Raw genomic sequence first — 24790 nt, forward strand, 5'->3', positions numbered from 1 at the left:
ATGAGCAAACAGAAGATTCAAAAGGTATATCCTTTAACACCAATGCAAGAAGGCATGTTATATCATGCCATGCTAGACCCTAATTCTTCCTCTTATTTCACACAGCTGGAGCTTGGAATAAGAGGGGAATTTGATCTCGATCTTTTTGAAAAAAGTCTCAATGAGCTCATCGGCACATATGACATTCTCCGTACAGCCTTTGTCTATCAGCAATTACAGAAGCCTCGTCAGGTTGTACTGGCAGAGCGCAATCTAGATGTGTATAGAGAGAATCTATCTCACCTGAATCATCAGGAACAGCAAAAGGTACTAGATCAATATAAAAAGCAAGTGAGAAAGCAAGGCTTCCATTTAACGAATGATGTGTTATTGAAGGTCGCTGTTTTTCAACTGAATGAAACAAACTGGCATCTCATTTGGAGCAACCATCACATCATCATGGATGGTTGGTCCATGGGAGTTTTGATGAAAAAATTGTTTCATTACTACGAATCTTATCGGAACGGCAAAACGCCGGATCGCTCACAAGGAAAACCTTATGCAGATTATATCCAGTGGCTTGGCAAGCAAAATCAACAAGCAGCGGAAGGCTATTGGAAGGATCGCTTAGACGGTGCTGTTCAGCATCAAGGGCTTTTGCAACAGAAAGAAGCGAACGGGCAATATGACCATCAGGAATGGACATTCACATGGGATGCTGAAATGGTCAGCAGCATTCAAGAGATCGCAAGGAATTGCCAAGTGACAGCACCAAATCTATTCCAGGCTGTTTGGTCGGTTCTTTTAGGCACTTACCATGCGGCAAATGATATCACTTTCGGAACAGTCGTATCTGGCAGGCCGCCAAGTGTGGCTGGTATTGAACAGATGGCAGGGCTTTTTATCAATACAATACCGGTCAGGGTAGAAATGAATCAGGAAGACACCTTCAAACAGCTGTTTCAAAAAGTTCAGCAGCATGCGCTGGAAGCGGAAAACTATGATTTTATGCCGCTTTATGACATTCAGCAACAGACAGCTGCAGGAGGACAACTCTTCGATCACTTGGTCGGGTTTGAGAACTATCCTTTAGATCAAGAGCTATCTGGTGACACCATGTCGGAACGTCTAGGGTTTTCCATTGATGTAAAAGACGGATTTGAACAAACCAATTTCGATCTAAATGTCCTCGTATATCCAGGTGAAACATGGACATTGAAAATCAAATACAATGCGGTGGCTTTTGAAGAAGAGGTCATTGGAAAAATATCGAAACACCTCACTAATCTCATGAAGCAGATCATCGAAAATCCGGAAGTTCGCCTTCATGACGTGACGTGTATCACCGAAGAAGAAAAACAGCAGATTGAAGCATGGAACAAGACAGAACGAGATTATCCAAAGCATCTGTCTATTCCTGAGCTTCTTAAAGAACGCATTCAAACGCAACCAGACCATCTGGCGTTAGTCGAAGGAGAGCGGGCATTCACCTATGAAGAGCTCGGCCAAGAAATCCATCGTGTTGCGGGACATTTGATTGATAGCGGAGTGAAACAAGAAGATGCCGTCGCAGTGTATATGAATCGATCTGCTGAAGCAGTGATCGCCATTTTAGCGGTTCTTCAAGCAGGGGCTGCTTATGTACCAATTGATCCAGCCCAGCCAGAGGAGAGAATCCGCTTTATGCTTGAAGACAGCGGTGCATCCGTGTTGCTCTATGCGGACAGCCAGCCGCCAGTTCATGAAAGCATCCAAGCCGTTCATGTGTCAGACATATCGAATCAGTCAATCGTACCATTGGAAGTCGAGACCTCTCCTTCGCAATTGGCATATATCATGTACACGTCGGGGTCAACCGGCCAGCCAAAAGGTGTTCAAATTGAGCATCAGCATATTGTCAGATTGGCATGTTCTCAGGAGACACTGGGCTTGAACAAGTCGGATCGTATGGCACATACAGGAGCAGTCAGCTTTGATGCCATTACCTTTGAAATCTTTACAACACTGCTGAACGGTGCAACGCTTTATCCTGTTGACCGTGACACATTATTAGACATCAACCGGTTTGAACGATTTATCCAAACGAATCAAATCTCGGCGCTCTTTTTAACGACAGGTTTGTTTAATCAACTCGCTCAGCAGCGGCCGCATATGTTTAAAGGATTGTCCAAATTGATCACAGGCGGTGATGTGATCAATGTGAAAAGTGCAGAGCTTGTGAAGAAAAACCATCCATCACTTGTTTTACTGAATGCGTATGGCCCAACAGAAAACACCACCATCTCAACCATTTATGAGGTGAGAGGGGATGAAACGGGCACGATTCCAATTGGTCAGCCGATCAATCATTCGTCCGCTTACATTTTAGATGACAATCAAAGACTTCAGCCAATTGGCGCGCCAGGAGAGCTGTATGTTGGCGGAGACGGTGTCTCAAGAGGATATCTGCATCGTCCAGAATTAACAGAGCAAGTATTTATCGCTGATCCTTTCAAGGCAGAAGGGCGTTTGTATCGAACAGGAGATTTGGCTAGGTACAGTTCAAATGGTCAAATCGAATTTCTCGGACGGACAGATGATCAAGTGAAAATCCGCGGCTTCCGTATTGAGCTCGGTGAAATTGAAACGGTTCTTCAACAAGAGACAGGGATCGATGATGCGGTTGTGCTCATCCATGAGTCTCCTTCAGAAGAAAAAGAAATGACCGCTTACTATACGGGAACGATCACAGAAGAAGAAGAAGTGCGGGCTCTATTTCATCAAGCACTGCCAGCATATATGGTACCTCATCACGTCATGAAGCTAGATGCTTTTCCGCTTACAGCAAACGGAAAGGTCGATCGAAAAGCTTTACCAACGCCTGACGAAGCTGATCGTGAAGAAATCAGGCTCATTCCACCTGAAACCGAGACGGAAAAGGCGCTTGCTCAAATTTGGGAGGAACTGCTTGGGAAAGCGGTGGGAATAGATGAGCATTTCTTCATGACTGGCGGACATTCACTCAAAGCAATGATGATGTCAGCCAAAATTCAAGAAGTGTTCCAAAAGGAAGTTCCGATTCAAGTGATATTCGAAAAGCCAACGGTTCGATCGCTTGCGGCATACATTGACCAGGACGGTCAAGAAGAACAAGGACATCCGATCTTACCCGCAGCGAAGGCGGAGGACTACCCAGTGTCACCAGCTCAGCGGCGCTTATACATTTTACAAACACTTGAACCTAAGAGTACGAACTATCATATTCCGATCGTCTTAACGCTTGAAGGTACGCTTGATCATCAGCGGCTCACCTCAGCATTTGATGAATTGATTCAAACGCATGAAATCTTAAGAACGAGTTTTCATATGAAAGGCGAGAACGTCGTCCAAAGGGTACATGAACGAGCGGCATTTGATCTCCCTGTTCATGATGTAAAGGAAGAAGAGGCCGAGGCATTTCTTGCTGAACGTCAGGCGCCGTTTGATTTGACAGCCGCTCCCCTCCTGCGGGCACAGTTGCTCAAAGTGAGTCATGATCGTCATCTATTAGTCTTGGAAGCACATCACCTGATTACAGATGGCAGTTCCATGAAGACGTTCATTCAGGATTTGGCGAAAGCCTATGATGGAGAGGCACTTGCAGAAAGAGCCATTCATTATAAAGATTACGCTGTCTGGCAGTTAAGTGAAGAAGAAACAGAGAAACAGCGTGCGCATGAAGCGTATTGGCTGAAACAATTCGAAGGAGATGTACCGGTTTTAGATTTGCCGACAGACTACCCGCGTCCAGTGGAACGTGATTTTTCTGGAGAACGGGTGATGTTTGGCTGTGATCAAGCGACGACTCAGCGTATTCATGAGCTGCTCAAGAATACAGATACGACGCTGTACATGTTCTTGTTATCTGCATTTCAAGTGCTGCTCGCTTCCTACAGCGGACAGGAAGATATCATTGTCGGATCTCCTGTTGCGGGGCGAACACATCCAGATATTCAGGACATGCCGGGGATGTTCATCAATACCATTGCGATGCGCGGAAAACCGGAACAAACAAAGTCATTTTTACAGCTGCTTGAAGAAATAAAAGAAACGAGTGTAGATGCTTTTGCACATCAAAGCTATCCGCTCGAAGAGTTAATCGCGCGTCTGCCGCTTGATCGTGATACAACCCGAAGCCCGCTCTTTAGTGTTTCGTTTAATATGCAGAACATGGATGTTCCTGCACTAAAGCTCGGCGATCTGAACATTTCGCCTTATGCGATGCAGCACCGATCCGTCAAATTTGATCTGTCTCTAGAAGCATTTGAACGTGAGGGAGAAATAAAACTAAGCCTAGACTATGCAACGGCATTATTTAAAGAGGAAACCATCCGCCGGTTCGGAACACATCTGCTTGCGATTATTCGTGAGGCGGTCCAGCATCCGAATGAACGAATTGGCTTGTTCAATCTCTTGGATCAGCATGAGCAAATGGAGCGGCTGGAGAAAAGGGATGGAGAACAAACAGGTCAACATGAGCCGTATCATGTGCAATTTTCACGTCAAGCCATGGAAACACCTGATGCCATTGCGGTGATGGATGGTGAAAGGAAGCTCACCTACTGCGAACTGGATCGCATGTCCAATGCTCTTTGCAGTGAGCTGAAGATGCAAGGCGTAGAGAAAGAAAGCACAGTCGCGCTTATTCTTGATCGCTCTGTCTATGTCATTGTCTCGATGCTAGGTGTAATGAAAGCAGGCGGTGCATTTGTACCAATTGATCCAGCTTTTCCTGCGGAACGTATTCGTTACACATTAAAAGATTCAGGGGCAAAAGTCATCGTGGCAAATGAGTCTCTTGGTGATTCCTATCAGCATCTCAAGTCGATTCAGGTCGTACATGTGGAGAAAGCCGTCCAACGAAACGATTCTCTAGACCTGCCGGACGTATCGGTTGATCAACTGGCTTATGTGATTTACACATCTGGAACAACAGGGAAGCCAAAGGGTGTACAGCTCACGCATCGTAATCTATCACACTACGTCAATTGGTTGACACATGAAGTGACTTTACAAGAATGCGATCGAACGGCACTCCTGTCTTCTTATGCATACGACCTTGGTTACACAAGCATTTTCCCGGTTCTAAAAGCAGGCGGGACACTCTATATTCCTCGTGAAGACGTGTATACAGACCCTGTACGTCTCATGCGTTTTATTGATGAACAAGAGCTGACTTATATCAAAATGACACCATCCTTATTTCATATGATGGCAGATTCAAAGGGTTATACATTTGACGCTTTACGGCTTGTGGTATTGGGAGGAGAACCGATTGTCTCTGAAGATGTTGAGACATTTATGAAGCAGCATCCATGCGTCGCAGTGATGAACCATTACGGTCCGACAGAAACAACGATTGGTACAGTGAGCAAGCTAATGACACCGCATGAACTGGACGCTTTAAAGGAGCGTTCTATCATCGGAAAGCCTATTGCTCATACAAGAGCGCTTGTATGCAATCGCGAGCAGCGCCTTGTCCCTTATGGCGCACCGGGTGAGCTCTACATTTCAGGTGATGGTGTTTCAAAAGGTTATTTGAATCAGCCTGAATTAACAGCAGAGCGTTTTCTTGAAAATCCTTATTTCCCTCAAGAGCGGATGTATCGGACTGGAGATTTGGTCAGACAGCATGCAAATGGGGAGATTGAATTCCTTGGAAGAGTAGACGATCAAGTGAAAATTCGCGGTTATCGAATTGAGAAACAAGAAATTGAGCATGCCGCACGTGCCCTTTCAACCATTCAAAAAGTGTATGTCAAAGTGATCAACACATCTCGTTTACCGGAGCTGGCGTTATATTATACAGCACCTGATCACATTGGAACGCTGACATTTAGAGAAAAGCTTTCAGAGACACTGCCGGATTACATGATTCCTACTTATTTTGTCAAAGTGGATCATATTCCGCTGACGCAAAACGGAAAAGTGGATGCGAAATCTCTGCCGCTTCCTCATGAGGCACATATGAACCGCACGGCACACGCAGCACCAGAAACGGCGCTTGAGAAGACGCTTTGTGATATTTGGTCAGATGTTCTTGAGATTGAAAAAGTCGGCATTGATGACCATTTCTTTGAATTAGGCGGGCATTCTCTGAAAGGCATGGTGCTCATTTCGAAAATGCAAGCCAAACTGAATCAGCATGTTCCACTCAAGGTTCTTTTTGAAAAGCCAACGATACGGGCGATAGCTGCCTATTTGGAAGAAGCTGATGCTTCGCTCGTTACATCCATTCAGCCAGCGGAAAAGCAAGATTTCTATCCAGTCTCTTCCGCACAAAAGCGAATGTACGTATTACAGCAGCTGCATCCAGAATCCGTCACCTACCATATGCCAGCCGTTTTCATGATGGAAGGAAACCTTGATCTGAAGCAGCTAGAAGGAGCGATTCACGCTTTAATTGATAGACATGAGTCATTGCGGACAGCCTTTGTTGAAATTGACGGGAGTCCCGTCCAAAAAATTTATCGCCGTGTGCCGTTTACGTTACAGATGGTTGAAGTAGAAAGCGATCAGGTACAATCCGTCGTAGACAACTTCATGACACCATTCTCATTACATCAAGCACCTCTAATGAGGGCGAAAGTGGCAAAGCTGTCTGATGATAAATATGTGTTCATGATGGATATGCACCATATCATCGCAGACGGGGTGACACGCAGTCTGCTCATTCAAGAATTAGCGGAGTTGTATGAGCATAAGACGTTACCGCCAGTTCAGTTGCACTACAAGGATTATGCGGTATGGCAGCAAGAGGAAGAGCAGCAAGTAGCACTTGAAAAACAGCGGCAGTATTGGCTGGAGCAATATGCACAGCCACCAGAAGACTTGGCACTTCCGCTTGATTTCCCGCGGCCTAGCGTGCAGTCATTTGCAGGAGACCGGGTTGATAGATGCCTGTCTGCTGAAAAGGCGCAGCATGTCAAAGCGCTCATGGCTGAAAAAAATGTGAGCTTGAACATGGTGATGCAAACGGCCTTTGCCATTCTCCTTCATAAATTGACTGGGCAGCATGACATCGTCATAGGTGCTGTAACGGCTGGCCGTACACATGCGTCAATCGAACGGATTCCGGGCATGTTTGTGAATACACTGGCCCTTCGACATGACGTTCAGTTAGAAGAAACTGCAGAGCATCTGCTAGAAAAAATAAAAGATCACAATCTATCAGCTTATGAGCATCAAGGATTCCCGTTTGAGGATTTGGTCGCGCAGTTAGACCTTTCGAAAGACACGAGCCGCAACCCGTTGTTTAGTGTCATGATGACAACGGATGACCGTGATCTGACGTTACCGAATTTGAATGGACTTACGCTTTCACACAAACAGCAAGAAGCCGTTCAGGCAAAGTTTGATTTAACGCTCGGCATCTTTGAGGAACAAGATCAAGTGGGCTTGCGCTTTGAATATGCAGCGGCACTATTTAAAAAGAGTACCATTCAGCGATGGAGTCAATATTTTGAGCGAATCATAGACGAAATGATCGCGAAATTGAATCAGCCGATCTCAACCATCTCAATCTTAACAAAAGAAGAAGAGCGAGAACTGCTTAATGAATGGTCAGGACCTATCCTAAATGTCCCGACAGATCAAACGGTTCATGCATTGATTAAGGCGAAGTCGCAGGAAGTATCTCATCAAAAAGCCGCATCCTTCTGCGGCACAAGCTGGACGTATGAAGAGCTGAACAATCGGGCGAATACAGTCGCCGCAAGACTCATTTCCAGCGGCACAAAACCGGGAGACCGCATCGGCATTCTCACGCGTCCATCGCTCGAGATGACAGCCGCTGTTCTCGGTGTGCTCAAGGCAGGTGCGGCATTCGTGCCAATTGATGCCGATTATCCAGCGCAGCGCATTGCCTACATGCTGGAAGACTGCGGGGCAGAGGTCCTTCTGATTCAGAAAGAGCTCACTGCACCACCTTCTTTCACAGGTCATACCCTCTTCATAGAAGAGGCGGTAGAAGGAGAAGCGCACGAGATTCAGGTTCCTATCAAGCCAACGGATCTCGCCTATATGATTTACACATCTGGAACGACTGGACAGCCGAAGGGTGTCATGGTCGAGCACCAGTCCCTTGTCAATCTCGCCTACTGGCACAATGATGCCTTCCAGGTGACGAAACAAGACCGAACCGCCAAATATGCCGGCTTTGGCTTTGATGCCTCCATTTGGGAGATGTTCCCGACGTGGATCGCCGGCGCAGAGCTCCATATCATCGACGAAGCGATTCGCCTCGATATGATCAAGCTCAATTCGTATTTTAATCACGAAGGCATCACCATTGCGTTCCTGCCAACACAGCTATGTGAGCAGTTTATGTCGATGGACAATCATTCTCTCCGTTACTTACTGACAGGCGGGGACAAGCTGAAACAGGTGAAGCCCGTTCCATACAAACTCGTCAATAACTACGGCCCAACAGAAAATACGGTCGTGGCGACAAGTGGGATCATTGATCCAGATCAAGGCACGCTTCCTATCGGAACAGCGATTGCCAATACTCGTTTTTACATTATGGGTTCGTTATATGACCTCTCGCCGCAAGGCGTACCGGGTGAACTTGTGATTGCGGGGAAAGGACTGGCAAGAGGCTACTGGAATCTCCCAGAGGAAACGGACAAACGGTTTGTCCCAGATCCGTTTTATCCAGGAGAGCGCATGTACCGTACAGGTGATTTGGTGAAATGGACAGAGGATGGCGAGCTGATCTACCTCGGTAGAAAAGACCATCAAGTGAACATCCGCGGATTCCGTATTGAGCTATCAGAAATTGAAGCACAGCTCCTTGCGCTAAATGAAGTGAAAGAAGCCGTCGTGACAACGGTCAAAGACGCAAGTGATCAAGACGCTCTTGTGGCTTACGCCATCACAGATGAAGAAACGGGCACTTTGAAAGAAAGCTTAAAGTGCACCTTGCCTGAATATATGGTGCCATCATGGATCATCAAGCTAGACCAACTGCCGATGACGGCAAATGGAAAAGTGGATCTCAAAGCACTGCCAGCACCTGATATGGAAGCGAATCAAACAGCATACGAAGCGCCAAGAGATGAAGTGGAAGCACTGCTTTGCGGCATTTGGGAAGATGTGCTTGGCGTCAGCCAAGTCGGTATTCACGACCATTTCTTCTTCCTTGGCGGAGATTCGATTAAAGGCATCCAAATGGCAAGCAGACTCACGCAAGAAGGCTGGAAGCTCGATATGAAACTGCTTTTCCAATACCCAACGATTGCGGAGCTCCGCCCATATATCGAAGAAGCGGATCTTCTCACAGCTGATCAATCACCTGTCGAAGGAGAGGTCATTTTAACACCAATTCAGCGCTGGTTCTTTGAACGGAACTTTGATCACCAGCACCACTGGAATCTCTCAATGATGCTTCATGCACCAAAAGGGTTTGACTTGGCTGTCACAGAACAAGTTCTGCAAAGGCTGCTCTCACATCATGATGCACTGCGCATGGTGTTCAGACAGGAGCATGATGACATTCTGCAATACAATCAGCGGGAGCTGACAGAACCATTTTCAATTATTTCTTGTGATGTTTCAAAAGCGCAAGATGTGAAACAGGCGATTTCCACATACGCCAATGAGTATCAGCGTCAACTGAATCTTGAAAAAGGTCCGTTGATGAAAGTGATTTGTTTCCATACAGAAAACGGTGATCACTTACTCATGATCACACATCATTTAGTGATTGACGGCGTTTCATGCCGGATTTTACTAGAAGACTTTATGTCTCTTTATCATCAGACAGAAAAAGGAGAAGCGATGGTTCTGCCGCCAAAAACGCACTCTTTCAAAGAATGGGCAGAAGCGGTTGAACGATACGCGCAGTCACAGCTGCTAAAAAACCAAAAGGAGTATTGGGCAGCGATTGAAAATAGACCGTTTACGACTTTACCTGTTGACCATGAAGTAAAAGAAAGAAAAGTCGCGGATACGAAAGCTGTCAAAATGCAGCTGACAGAAGCAGAAACCGAGCATCTGTTAACGAATATCCATCTTCCGTACACAACAGAAATGAATGATATTCTTCTATGTGCGCTCGGACTGGCCGTTCAGGAATGGACAGGTCAATCTCATGTACATGTACAGCTTGAAGGTCATGGAAGAGAGGACATTTTATCAGGATTAGATATATCCCGCACAGTTGGCTGGTTTACGAGCATGTATCCAGTCGTTCTTGAAGCGAAACCGAATCAGACCATTGCAGACGCTATCAAAGGTACGAAAGAGATGCTACGGCGTGTACCGAATAAAGGGATTGGTTACGGTATTTTAAGATACATGACACCATCCGAACCGTCAGTCAAACACGTGCAGCCTGAAATCAGCTTGAACTATCTTGGGCAGATTGATCAGGAAGTGACGACAGAACTCTTTGGGCCCTCAACCTATGATATGGGCCGTCAAGCGAGCCCTGAATCCGAAGCTGTTTATAAGCTGAACCTCAGCGGTCTTGTTCAGCACAATCAATTCATTCTGTCGTGCTCATATTGTGCAAGTGAATATGAAGAACAAACGATACAGCAGTTCATCGCATTGTTGAAGGAGAAAATCAGATCCATCATCACCCATTGCTTAGCGCATCAAGAGCGAGAATTTACGCCAAGTGACTTCTCGGCTGCAGACCTTGAAATGGATGAAATGGACGATATCTTTGACATGCTCGAGGAGAAATTGACCTAACACCACTAGATCAGTCATGAAAAAGGAAAGGAGGAATGAAATAGATGAGTCAATTTAAAAGGGATCAAGTTCAAGATATGTACTATCTGTCACCGATGCAAGAAGGAATGCTGTTTCATACCCTCCATCATCAAGAAAAAGGCTTTTATGTAGAACAAATGGATATGAACGTGAAGGGCACACTTCGGCATGATTTGCTTGAGAAAAGCATGAATATCATCGTGGAACGGTACGATATTTTTCGTACCGTGTTCCTCCACGAAAAAGTGAAGCGTCCTGTCCAAGTTGTATTAAAGAATCGACCTTTCCAGCTTGATGTTGTGGACATACAGGATCTTTCTGAAAGTGAACAGCTTGAACGTATTGATCGTTTTAAACAAAAGGATCAGCTGAGAGGATTTGATCTCTCAAAAGATTTGCTCATGCGGGCCTCCGTTTTTCAAACGGGTCCTTCAAGCTATCGCTGGATATGGAGCTATCACCATATCCTTCTAGATGGCTGGTGTTTTGGTCTAGTTGTGCAGGAATTGTTTGCGATTTATCATGCACTTTTGCATGACATCCCTTACAGGCTGGAGCCAGTCAAGCCATATAAAGAATATATTCATTGGCTGGAAAAACAAGATAAACAAGCCTCACTTGAATATTGGACGCAATCTTTGGCTGGCTTTGAGGGGCAATCGACTTTTAAAGAACAGCGAAAGCAAACAAATGAGCATGAATTAGGCGAAATCGAATGGGCCATGAGTAAAGAAGAAACAGCTGCTTTATCAGAGTTAGCCTTGCAGCAGAATGCCACGTTAAGCAGTGCGCTTCAATCGGCTTGGTCCATTTTACTAAGCAGGTATCAGCGGTCAAATGATGTTTTGTTTGGAACAGTTGTGTCAGGACGTCCGTCGGATTTGGCTGGTGTGGACCGGATGGTGGGGTTGTTCATCAATGTCATTCCAAGACGAATTCAGCTGACAGACCAAATGACGTTCCGTTCTCTATTATCAGAGACGCAGCAGCAGTCTTTAGCTGCTGAACCGCACCAATATATCCCGATTTATGATATTCAGGCTAAGGCAGGTCAGCAGCAGCTCATTGATCATATTGTGGTGTTTGAGAATGTCCCTGCTGCAAAGAAAGACGAGCAGGAGTCACTGCTTGGCTTTACAGTAGAAGACATGAATGTCTATGAAAAATCGAACTATGATCTCAATTTACTGGCGTCGCCCGGGGAACAATTGCAGCTGAAGCTGGCCTTTAATCAGCGTGCATTTGACCCTGCATTTGTCCGTAAATTAAAGGATCAGCTGACCCTTTTGATCAAAGGGGCCATCAAACATCCAGATCAGTCAGTTCATACACTGACACTTGTGACAAAGCAGGAAAAACAGCGAATGTTAGAGGAATGGAATGCACCTGAGCTTGAGCATGATCAGCTATATTTGACAAAGTGGTTTGAGCATAATGTCCGAAAACAGCCGAATGCAGTGGCATTATCAGCAGGTGATCACACGATGACATATGCGGAGCTGAACGAACAAGCCAATCGACTGGCAAGGCATTTGCAAAAAAATGGGGTCAATCATCAAACGGTGACCGCCATTTTAGCAGAGCGGACACCTGAACTCATTGTCAGCTTACTCGCTGTCTTAAAAGCAGGTGCCACCTATGTGCCGATTGATCCAGATTATCCAGAAAGCCGTATCCAATATATGCTGAAAGATAGCGGAGCGACGCATCTTCTGACTCATTCATCCTTTATCAGTCAGACGAGGTCACTCGCATTTGATGGCACGTATCTTTTTGCAGATGATCAAGAAATTTTACTGATGAGCTCAGAGAATCTGCCACTTGAAGCTCGTTTAGATGATACGGCATACATCATGTATACATCTGGAACAACCGGACAGCCAAAAGGCATCATGACGACCCATTCCAATATTGCCCGGGTGGTCAAAAATACGAATTATTTAACCATTTTAGAAACAGATACATTGTTGTCGTTATCAAATAGCGTATTTGATGGCTTTACATTTGATGTATATGGTGCGCTTTTAAACGGAGCAAAGCTTGTCCTGCCGCAAAAAGAAACCATTTTAGATATGGGGAAGCTCACTGAGCTGATAAAAGGAGAGCATATTTCTGTCATGTTTGTTCCAACGGCTTTATTCCATCTTCTCGTTGATGAAGGAACAGACTGGATGCGCGGTGTGCGTAAGGTGCTGTTTGGGGGAGAGAGGGCATCAGTTCAGCATGTGAGAAAAGCCTTTGATGTGATGGGAAAAGGCAGATTGTTGAATGTATACGGACCAACCGAATCAACGGTTTTTGCCACGTATTATCCAATAGATGAAGCAATCCCTTTAGAGGCACATTCTATTCCAATTGGGAAGCCGCTCAACCAGACGGGCGCTTATATATTGAGTGAGCACAGGCAGCTTCAGCCGATTGGAATGGTTGGAGAGCTTTGTCTGAGCGGCAAAGGACTGGCAAAAGGATATTTGAATCGTCCTGATCTGACAAAACAAGTGTTTATTCCTCATCCTTTCGCTTCGGGTGAGCGCCTGTATCGCACGGGGGATTTAGCCTATTTTCGAGAAGACGGTCTGATTGAGTATGCAGGCAGAGTCGATGATCAGGTGAAAATTCGCGGGCACCGAATTGAATTGACAGAAATTGAAGCCAACCTTCTCATGCATCAAGGTGTAAAACAAGCTGTACTCCTAGCGGATCATGATGAAACAAATCATACAAGACTGCTTGCCTACATCACGTGTGATGATGCATGGAAAGGGAAACTCGATGACATCAAATCAGGGCTGAAAGAGCGTCTTCCAGCTTATATGCTGCCTCATGAGCTGATTGAACTGGAGAACCTCCCACTTACGCCAAACGGGAAGGTTGATAAACGCCAGCTACCAAAACCAGAGGCGCCGCAAGGAAACCGCCGTGTGAAACTGCCCGCAAATGAAGTGGAACAAAAGCTGCTTTTGATGTGGCGGGAAGTACTTGAACGAGAGGATATTAGCACAGATGACCATTTCTTTGAGCTTGGCGGACATTCTTTAAAAGCGATGTCTCTATTGTCCAAAGTATCAAAAGAGTTTGAGGTTCAGGTGCCGATCCATTTGTTGTTTGAGACCCCGACGATTGAAGCGCTTAGTCGTTATATTCAGCATCAGGACGGGGAAACCGCTGGCTATCTTGTATTCAATGAATCTCAAACATCAACAGTCTTTGCTCTTCCGCCATTACCAGGCTACGGCTTTATCTATCAGGAAGCAGCAAAAACGCTTGATGATGTTCGGCTAGTCGCCTTTGATTTTATTGAAACGAATAACCGAATGGCGCAGTACGTTCAGCATATTCAGCACCTTCAGCCAAAAGGGCCGCTGACGTTGATGGGGTACTCAGGCGGATGTTACCTCGCCTTTGAGCTTGTTCAAGCGCTTGAACAAGGAGGGCGGACAGTCGAGAAGGTCATCATGATCGATTCCTATAAGAAAATTGGAGAAAGTGATTTAGAAGGACGATCCATTGATGATGATATTGAAGCGATTGTTCATCAAACGAAACAAAGCGAACTTGCTCAAGGGGAGATCGTTCAAGAAGCGCTTGCCCAAAAGACGCGCGCCTACTATGAAACGTTTGTTAAGGGGGTGAATCAAGGCAAAATACAGGCAGATATTACGTTCATCCAATCTGAAGAACAAATAGCGATCCCGGACTGGATGGAAGAGTGGACACAGGCAACGGCCGGATCTTTTACCCAATACCAAGGCTATGGCCGGCATGCTGATATGTTCAAACAGAAAGAATGTGCAGCTCAAAATGCACAGCTGATCAAACATATTGTCAATCAAACAAATAGAGAACGAGTCTTGTAAACTTTAGATTAGGCAGGATGCAGCCTTGCAGTCCTGCCTAACAAAAAAGGAAAGGAACTCATATGAAACCATCAACCATTAACCAAACGAGTATACATGAATCAATGGATGCGATTTTACAAGATGTAAAAACAACCATTTTACAAACCAACGAAATCGAACGCTTCGCTGTTTTTTCACGTGAAAAAACCATTCGACCGCGGCCGTATCACCTCTCTCATTTATTTCTCGACAAGCACATTGAGCATGAGGCCGCAGCGGAAACGATACAGACGAAAACGGCTGTACCTGCTTTGGCCGACATGCCGCCCGCTCTTTCCTATGGAGGGGATCTCGACGTCACACAAGGCGCACAGACCTTACAGGACGTCTTAACAGAGGCTGCAAAAACGACAAATGGGCTTACGTATATCGTGAATAGCAAGAACGAACTCACACAATCTTATGCGCAGTTACAAGGAGACGCCGAGAGGGTTCTGACTGGGTTAAGGGCACTGGGGCTTAAGGCAGGCGATCCTGTTTTCTTTCAATTCTCATCGAATCATGCCATGGTCACTGCCTTTTGGGCATGTGTATTAGGCGGATTTGTTCCAACGCTTGTGTCGGCTGCCCCAACCTATCGGGAGATGAATGCTGCAGTGAAGAAGCTTCATCACGCTTGGAAGCTGCTCGAGCATCCGCTCATCCTAACAGATGACTCACTGATCGAGGAGGTGCAAGGGTTAGCCTTCCTGTGGCATACAGACCAATTACGTGTCGCAGCAGTTGAGCCGATGCTGACATTAGAAAGAGATACAGCCGCTCACCCTGCCGCGCCGGATGATTCCGTCTTCTTTATCTTAACGTCTGGAAGTACAGGGATGCCAAAGTGTGTAGAGCATTCCCATAGAAGTGTGCTGGCGAACGTCAAAGGAACAGTGGCAGCGAATCAATTTACACAAGAGGATGTCTCGTTAGACTGGATGCCTTTAGATCATATTGGCGGCATCGTGATGTTCCACCTTGTCAATGTGTACACAGGCTGCGAGCAGATTCGGGCAAGAACAGATGACTTTATCGCTCAGCCGTTGCGGTGGCTTGACTGGATGGACCGCTACCGTGCAACGAAGACGTGGGCACCTAACTTTGCATTTGCGATGATCAATGATTATGAGAAAGAGATTTCATCAGGGTCTTGGGATCTGTCGGCGGTGACCTGCATGATCAATGGGGCAGAGGCGGTCGTTCCAAAAACCATCCACCGATTTCTACATTTGCTTGCTCCGCACGGCTTAAAGGGAGATGTGATCAGACCGGCTTTCGGCATGTCTGAAATCTCATCAGCGGTTGTGTTTTCCTTTGCGATTGAGCGTGGAGATGAAAACAGCGGGGTTCTGACCTTTGAGGAAACGTCGCTGACAGAGCAGCTAAGACCAGCAGAAGCACGTGAGACAGGAACCGTCAGCTTTACAGAGCTGGGCAAACCGATTCCAGGTATCACGATACGCATCGTCAATCATCAGCATGAGCTTCTTCCAGAAGATCATATTGGCCGTGTGCAAATAAAAGGTCCAACCACCATGAAGGGTTATTACCGGAATGACGAAGCGAATCAAGAAGTATTTCAAGCGGATGGCTGGTTTCACACGGGTGATTTAGGTTTCCTGCACGAAGGAAGGCTGACACTAACCGGTAGAGAAAAAGACATGATTATCATCAACGGGAAAAACTATCACAACTATGAAATTGAAGCCATAGCAGAAGAAGTACCGGGAGTAGAAACGAGCTTTGTGGCTGCTTGTTCTGTCCGAATGGAGGCTTCTGCATCCGATGAACTGATTCTCTTTTTTACACCGAAGCTGTATGAGCCAGCTTATATTATGAGGGCAAGTCAACACATTAAATCCCATATTGCAACAAAAATGGGCTTGTCTGCATCTCGCATCATTCCTGTCCAGAAGCATGCATTTCCCAAAACAAGCTCTGGAAAAATAGAAAGGGCACAGCTCAAGACAAGATGGCAAGAAGGCGAATTTGATGAAATGATCATGGAAATGGACATGAGACTTGAAAATGAACATACCTTGCCTGATTGGAGTTATCAAAAGAAGTGGATACCTGCTCCACTTGATGTAGCTGACAAGCAGATCATAGGGGACGTTGTGATCTTTGCAGATCCATTAGGACTGGCAGATCAATTGAAATCTTTTGCAAACAGTGAACAAACATACATTACGGTTGAACCGGGTCAAGCGTTCAAACAACTCACACACACTCACTTCATCATCCACCCGAATCGGCCGTCTGACTACGAACAACTCTTTGAGACGCTCCGTTCGTATGGCGTTTCGGTGAAACACATCATTCACCTTTGGAACTATACAAACCAAGAAGACAAGCTTTATGTGGACAAGGCAAAACAAGCGCAGAAAACGGGCAGCATGAGTGCATTATTTTTAACAAAAGCCATTTCCGTCTATGAGGAGCAGGTGGCCATCACTTTTGTCTCAGCCCATGCGATGAATGTGCCGGAGGATCAAATCCACGATGTAGAAAAAGCAACGACAGTAGGACTGATGACAGCAATTCAGCATGAATGGCCGTTTATCAAGGTGCAATGTCTTGATTTTTCTCTAGCAGAATCGGTATCTAGTCATTCCCATGCAATGGCGATGATGGCAGAACTCACACATGACCAAGACCGTCATGTTGCTGCTTATCGTCAAGGTGTTCGTTATATTCCCTTTTTAGCACCTCTTCATTTGGAAAAGGAACAGAAAAGGAAAGAGCCACCATTTGAATCATCTGGGCTTTATGTCATAACAGGCGGGCTAGGCGGAATTGGACGTTTAGTCAGTGAACACCTACTGACATCTTATCAAGCACATCTCGTGTTGCTTGGAAGGAAAGAGAGAGAGGCACTTTCTAGTGACCAGCAAGAGACATTGTCTTTGCTAGAAAAGCAGGCAAAATTGCATGGCGGCAAGGTTCTTTATGAGAAAGCAGACATCACGGCTGAAAAAGAGGTGGAAGCGATCATCTCTAGACATGAGGTCGCTGGAAATCGAAGGCTGGATGGGATCATTCATTTCGCAGGTATCATTCAAGAAGAACTGCTTGCTGATATGACTTCTGTGTCTCTGAATGACATGTACGAAGCGAAGGTATATGGAACGATTGCGCTTCATGAAGCTGCCTCCAAACGCAGGAATGTTTTATTTCTTTCCAGCTCGTCAGCCCGAACGCTAAAGGGCGGTATGACTGTCGGCGCCTATTGCGCTGCCAATGAGTTCGTTGAACAATTTGCTCATTATCAGAAGCTGACATCTACAGTGAAGCCATATTGCTTTAGTTTCAGCATGTGGGACGAGATTGGCATGAGTGAAGGCTCCATGATAAAAGGCATTTTAAAAGAAAGAGGTTATCTCCCAATTTCAAAGCAGGCAGGCTTCCAAACGATGCTCGCATGTCTGATGACAGATGCTCCGCTCATTTATACGGGATTGGATCGATCGAAGAAAGAGATTCACGAGATGGTCCATGCGGATGCGGAGATGCAAACAGAGCAGACCTTTTACGTCTTTTTCAAAACTGATCAAACAAAGGCGGTGGAAGAGCGGCTCTATCAATCGATTCATACATGTTTACAGTCCCGTCTATCTGGTGAATATGCCGTGCATTTGTTTCCTGAGGAATATTGGAAAGAAACAGAAGATGGAACGCCAGACGAGGCATATTTTCATGAATTAATAGAGGAAAGCGGAATGGATTCAGACAACAGAGCACCTCACACAGAAACGGAGAAACTGCTCGCACACATTTGGTCAGAGTTGCTCGATGTCTCGGATGTCAGCTGCGGCGATCATTTCTTTCTACTAGGAGGTCATTCGCTGAAGGCGACGCAAATGCTGTCTGCGGTTAGACAAAAAACAGGGTTTGACGTGCCGCTTGCTGTGTTGTTTGAACATACGAGACTCGGAGAATTAGCAGACTGGATCGATTCAAATGCCAAAGCAGATGAAGTGATTCCGATGAGAAAAATGGAGAAGGGTCGGGAAATTCCGATGTCTTATGCCCAGCAAAGACAGTGGTTCCTTTATCAATTAGAGCCGGATCTGCCATTTTACAATAATACGATTTCTTTTAGGATGAACGGGCCTTTAGATATCAAGGTGCTTCAGGAAAGTCTGCATCATATGGTGGAAAGACATGAATCGCTCAGAACGTCCTTTACAATGAGCGGGGATGAACCGGTACAGGTCATTCATGAACAGATGGCCCTTCCAGAGCTTGAGGTGATGGACCTTTCAGGCATAGCGTCACAGGAAGAGAAAGAACAAAAAGCGGCTGAATGGGCGAAAGAAGAGGCATCCACACCTTTTCAATTAGAACACGAAGCGCTCTTTCGAGTGAAGCTGATTCGACTTTCACCCGCAGAGCATATCTTGCTTATGTCCATTCACCACATCGTGTCAGATGGCTGGTCGATCGGCATTGTTGCAAGAGAATTATCCGAGTGGTATACAGCGGCGATCGAAGGGCGGGAGCCTCACTTGCCGGCACTGCCAATTCAATATGCGGATTACGCACTGTGGCAGAAGGAGTATTTGACAGGAGAACCACTAGGTAAGCAGCTTGCCTATTGGAAGGAGCAATTTGCGGCACCTGTTGAAGATTTGGTATTGCCGTATGATCATCCGCGGCCGGCCGTTCAATCCTACAAAGGGAAGACGAAAACATATCAGCTGTCGAAGTCACTGTCTAAAAAGATTGCGGCGCTATCCAAGAAAACAGACAGCACACTGTATATGACCTTGCTGTCGGCTTTCTCTACTCTATTACATCGATTGTCTTCACAGGATGAGTTTGTCATTGGCTCGGTCATTGCTGGGAGAAATCGAACGGAAATGGAGCATTTAATCGGCTTTTTCGTGAATACATTGGCGCTTCGGATCGACCATAGCGGGAATCCAGCCTTTACGGAATTATTAGAGCGAGTGAAGGAGACAACCGTCGGTGCTTATGCACATCAGGATGTGCCGTTTGAGATGGTGGTCGATGAATTGAATATTGTGCGTGATGCCAGTAAGCAGCCGCTGTTTCAGGTCATGTTTGTTCTGCAAAACCTACCGCTTGAAGCTTCTCCAATGGGAGAGGCGACGTCGGTTTTAGCCATTGAAGATAATGATACAGCGAAATTTGATCTCTCTCTGTTTGTGTTTGAAGGAGCTGAAGGTCTTCAGTTAAAACTTGAGTATCATGCGGATTTGTTTTCTGATGACACGATGGAGCGATTCCTCGCATACTACGAGCACCTGCTTGAAGGAATTTGTGAAAATCCAGCGCAGCCGATCAGACAAGTGAATTTCCTGCCAGAGAAAGAAAAGCATCAATTGCTCTATGAATGGAGCGGAAAGACTGATCAACCAAAAGGTCCGCTACTCATGACGGAACGATTTGAAGCGCAAGTGAAAAAGACACCTCATGCAGTGGCGCTTGAGTTTCAAGGAGATGAGTGGACGTACCAGGAGTTACACGAGAAAGTCAATCGTCTAGCAGGCTATTTGCAGCAGCGAGGCGTGACGCCGCATGAACCAGTTGGACTGCTCATCGACAGATCGCCTGAAATGATTCTTGGGGTGCTGGCCATTGTGAAAGCAGGCGGGGCTTATGTGCCAATTGATCCTGAATATCCAGATGCCCGCATTGATTATATGCTGAGAGATACAGGTATTCAGCTTTTACTGACAAAAAATGAATGGCTGAAAAAAGTATCCATCAATCAAACGGAACTCATTTGTCTTGATCAAGGGTATGAAGAATTTTTACCAGAAGCAGAAGTCATGCCCGCTGCACTAAGACCTGATGGACTTGCTTATATCAACTACACATCGGGGTCAACTGGACAGCCAAAAGGAGTACTGATCCCGCATCAAGCGGTCGTCCGGCTTGTGTGTGAAACAGACTATGTCACCCTTAATGAACAAACGCGCATTTTACAAATCGCCAGCTTCTCTTTTGATGCTTTTACGTATGAAATATGGGGTGCCCTTTTAAACGGGGGAAGGCTCATACTGACGGATCGAAATACCATTTTATCAATGGATACATTAGCGGAAGCACTAAAAACTTATCAGATTACAACAGGGTTCCTGACTGTGCCGCTGTTCAACCGTTTAACAGAAGAACATCCAGAAGCTTTATCTGGACTTCATGCATTATTGGTCGGCGGAGATGCCTTATCAGCCGCTCATATCCGAAAAGCACTACCGTATTTGCCTGAAGGGCTTTTAAATGGTTATGGACCAACAGAGAATACAACATTCTCCTGTGTGCATCACATTCGAGCACTGGAAGAAGATCAGGCGACGGTCCCGATTGGACAGCCTATTGCTTATTCACAAGCTTATGTATTAGATGACCAAATGCAGCCAGTTCCGCAAGGCGTCATCGGCGAAATTTACGTTGGCGGCACAGGGCTGGCACTTGGTTACCTTGGAGATGAAGAAAAAACAGCATCATCATTTATCCCGCATCCTTTCCAAGAAGGAGCGCGTTTATATAAAACAGGCGATATGGGCCGCTGGCTGTCAAATGGCATCATTGACTGCCTTGGAAGAATCGATCATCAAGTGAAAATTCGCGGACACCGCGTGGAATGTGGAGAAATTGAAGCCGCTATGCTGACATTTGATGACATCACAGAATTTGCCGTTATCCCGCATCAGCATGAGAGTGGTCATAAGCGATTGATCGGTTATTTTGTCCAAAAAGGCGGCATGACCACGCAAGACATTCGCCATAACTTAAAAGACATCCTGCCAGATTATATGGTGCCAAGCCTATTAATAGAGCTGGATGAATTACCGCTTACGCCAAATGGAAAGGTAGACCAAAAGCGTCTTCCGCCGCCAGAGTGGAGACAAGAAGAAGTAGAAACAGCCATTGATAAAGCAGCTACTGAGGAAGAACGTGTGTTAGAAAAAGTGTGGTCTCAGCTGCTAGGCGCTCCTTCTATTGGCGTCCATGATAACTACTTTGAGCTTGGCGGAGATTCCATTATTGTCATACAAATGGTGGCACGCTTAGCACAGGAAGGCTACGTCATCCAGCCGAGAGATGTATTTGAAAAACAGACCATCTCACAACTCGCACAAGCGATGAGAAAGGCAGAGGTCTCTACGGTCTATGATCAATCACCTGTGACAGGAGAGGTTCGTCTTCTCCCGATTCAATCTTGGTTCTTTGAGCAATCGATGACCAATCAAGATTATTGGAATCTATCGGCGCATATTGAAATGAAGCGATCTGTTCCACATGAACAGTTAACACAGGTTCTTTCAAAACTGGTCGATCATCACGATATGCTGAGAGCTATATATACAAAAGAGGCAGATGGCACATGGATTCAAACCATTCGTGAGCCTGGTGTCACACCTTGTGTCACATTCTTTGATGTGACGGATGTGTCTCAAGAGGAAGCACGGAAACAAATCCGCTTGGAGACAAGTGCCTGTCAAGGAACATTGTCATTAGAGCGAGGAGAAGTGATCAAAGCGATTCTTTTCCATACAGGTGAAGACACGTCTGAGCTCTTTATTGCTGCACACCATCTCGTCATAGATGGCATATCATGGCGCATGATACAAGAAGATGTACTAAATGGATTGAAACAGCTTGCTACGGGGCAGGACATCATATTTGCGAAAAAAACCGCCTCCTATAAGCAGTGGGCAGATGCATTATATGAATATGCACAAACCGATCAATTACAAGCGCAGGCCTCTTTTTGGCAAAAAATCAAGGATCAAGAGGAAGAAGGTTCTCCTTTCCAACTGCCTGCGCTTTCTAATATAGAAGAACATGCAGAGATCCTGTCGGTTCAGCTCACAAAGGAACAAACAGATAGGTTACTTAGACAGGCCTCACAAGCATACCGAACAGAGATTAACGATTTACTGTTATCAGGCCTCACGCAAGCCATTGGAAAGCCAATGCTCATCACGTTAGAAGGGCATGGACGCGAGGATTTATTTGAACAGATGGATTTGTCACGGACAGTCGGCTGGTTTACAAGCTCTTATCCTATTTTTATTCCTTTTATTCAAACCGATGTTGCAAGACAAATCAAAGACGTCAAAGAAACCTTACGAGCTGTGCCGCAAAAGGGAATCGGCTACGGTTTGCTTCAATATATGACAGAATCTCGTTTACTCAAAACGGTAACGCCGCAGATGAGCTTTAATTACCTTGGTCAGTTAGATCAGGCAGATGGCGAAGCCAAGCTTTATATAGCAGACGAACGAAATGGACATGTTCACGATCCGAAAGCAGAAAGACAGCATTTGATCGATGTGTATGGATATGTGACAGATGGTCAGTTGCAGATGAACTTTATGATCAATCGAGAACTGCTGCAAGATCAAGAGGTGCGGTTGTTACCTGAACGTTTTAAAGAAAAAATGGAGATCATCTTGACGCATTGTGTTGAAACGAGCGGCGGCTTTACACCATCTGATTTTCCAATGGTTCAGCTCACGCAAAAGCAAATAGATGAACTTCCAGACAATGTAGTCGATGTGTATCCGCTGTCTCCAATGCAGCAAGGAATGCTGTTTCATGCACTTCTAGATCAAGCCTCACAAGCTTATTTTGGTCAGGTGCATATGACACTCGAAGGCTTAACAAACGGCGATGCCTATGAACAAGCTTGGAATCTTCTTGTAGAACGTCATTCCATTTTGAGAACAAAATTCGCTTGGGAAGGGCTGAAGGAGCCTGTTCAGTTCATTCAATCAGAAGGAAGCATCCACCTCACTCAGCACGATGTGCGCCACCTGAGTGACGAGGAGCAAGAAGAGACAATCGAACACTTTTTAGTATCTGATCGTTCAAAGGATTTCAATTTAGACCATATAGATGAACCGCTTATTCGGATTGCTTTATTCCGTTGTGATGAGGAAAGATGCACGTTTGTCTTTAGTTTTCATCACATTTTAATCGATGGATGGAGTTTGTTCAGCTTTATTCAGGAATCCTTTGCGCTTTATCGCTCTCTTGTGGACGAACGAGAGATCAGTCTTTCTACAGTCCGTCCATATAAAGATTTTATCGAATGGCTGCAAAAGCAGGATCAAGAGAAGGCGCAAGAATTCTGGCAGCGTTATATGTCAGGCGTAGAGGAAGCGACACCGCTTCCAGGAGACGGCGAAGAACATGCTTCAGACCAAGAAGCAAGCATGGCGCAGTCCAGCGTCAAATTGACGCCAGAGATGCAACTGAAGCTGGAGAAGATGACAGGCAAGCAGAAGGTCACGTTGAGCACACTGATTCAATCAGCGTGGGGACTGCTCTTGCACCTTCATTCAGGCGCAGAGGATGTCATATTTGGGGTGACCGTATCTGGCCGGCCAGCCGACTTACCAGAAGTGGAAAGCATGACAGGGCTCTTTATTAACACATTGCCGCTTCGTCTGCCGATCCATTCGGACTGGACGATTGCGCGATTGCTCGCCTATACACAGGAAACCGTTTTTCAGATGAGAGAATACGAGTATACTGTACTGCCAGATATTCAGCAGATGACGGAAATTCCAAATGGAGAGGCATTGTTTCACAGCATTGTCGTGTTTGAAAACTATCCGATTGAATCCATTGAGCCGTATGGCGTACGCATTTTAGACATCGCCAGTCATGAAGAAACAAATTATGACTTAACCCTTGTCGCAGTGCCGGGAGATACGCTGGAGCTTCGGATCACATACAACTTACATCAATATACAGAAAAGCAAATACAAACGCTGATGCAACAGCTGATTCACACACTTGAAGCCATGACAGAACAAGTGGATACGCCGCTATCTTCCTTCACAATTGTGACAAATGAGGAAAAAGAGCGGATGATCAGTGATTGGGCGAAAAACGCACATGTCAGCGTGCTATACCCAGACCAAGAAGAAGTCTATGCAGGCGTACATGATTCTACCTATGAAACGGAAATATATGTCCTGAATGAAGAACATCAGCTCATGCCGGTTGGATTTCCTGGAGATATTTTTATCGGCGCAAAAGAGATCAAAGCACTTTTTGGAGAGCTAGCCGATTGGATGGAGGCGCATAAAATTCCGCATCCATTCAAACATCAAACAGGCGAATACCTTTATCCGACAGGGGATGTCGGCGTTTGGACAGAAGAAAGCAAGATTCAGATTTTGGATTGGATGTAGGAGGAGAAG

At 45.7% G+C, this 24790-nt stretch carries 3 protein-coding genes; all 3 read left to right on the top strand.

The window, feature by feature from the left end:
* The 3 genes from MHI41_RS01990 (at position 1) to MHI41_RS02000 (ending at position 24781) form a co-directional block, all read left to right on the top strand.
* Positions 1-10698: an amino acid adenylation domain-containing protein gene (locus MHI41_RS01990; protein ID WP_342494488.1), complete on the top strand. Its 10698-nt coding sequence runs from the start codon at positions 1-3 to the stop codon at positions 10696-10698.
* 44 nt (positions 10699-10742) lie between these two features.
* On the top strand, positions 10743-14576 hold the full coding sequence (locus MHI41_RS01995) for an amino acid adenylation domain-containing protein (protein WP_342494489.1): 3834 nt from the start codon (positions 10743-10745) through the stop codon (positions 14574-14576).
* 62 nt (positions 14577-14638) lie between these two features.
* The gene (locus MHI41_RS02000) at positions 14639-24781 is read left to right on the top strand and encodes an amino acid adenylation domain-containing protein (protein ID WP_342494490.1); all 10143 of its coding nucleotides are present in this window, start codon (positions 14639-14641) and stop codon (positions 24779-24781) included.
* Positions 24782-24790: the final 9 nt, after the last annotated feature.

Origin of the sequence: Bacillus sp. FSL M7-0307, assembly GCF_038627835.1 — a bacterium.
GTDB classification, from domain to species: Bacteria; Bacillota; Bacilli; order Bacillales; family Bacillaceae; genus Bacillus; species Bacillus altitudinis.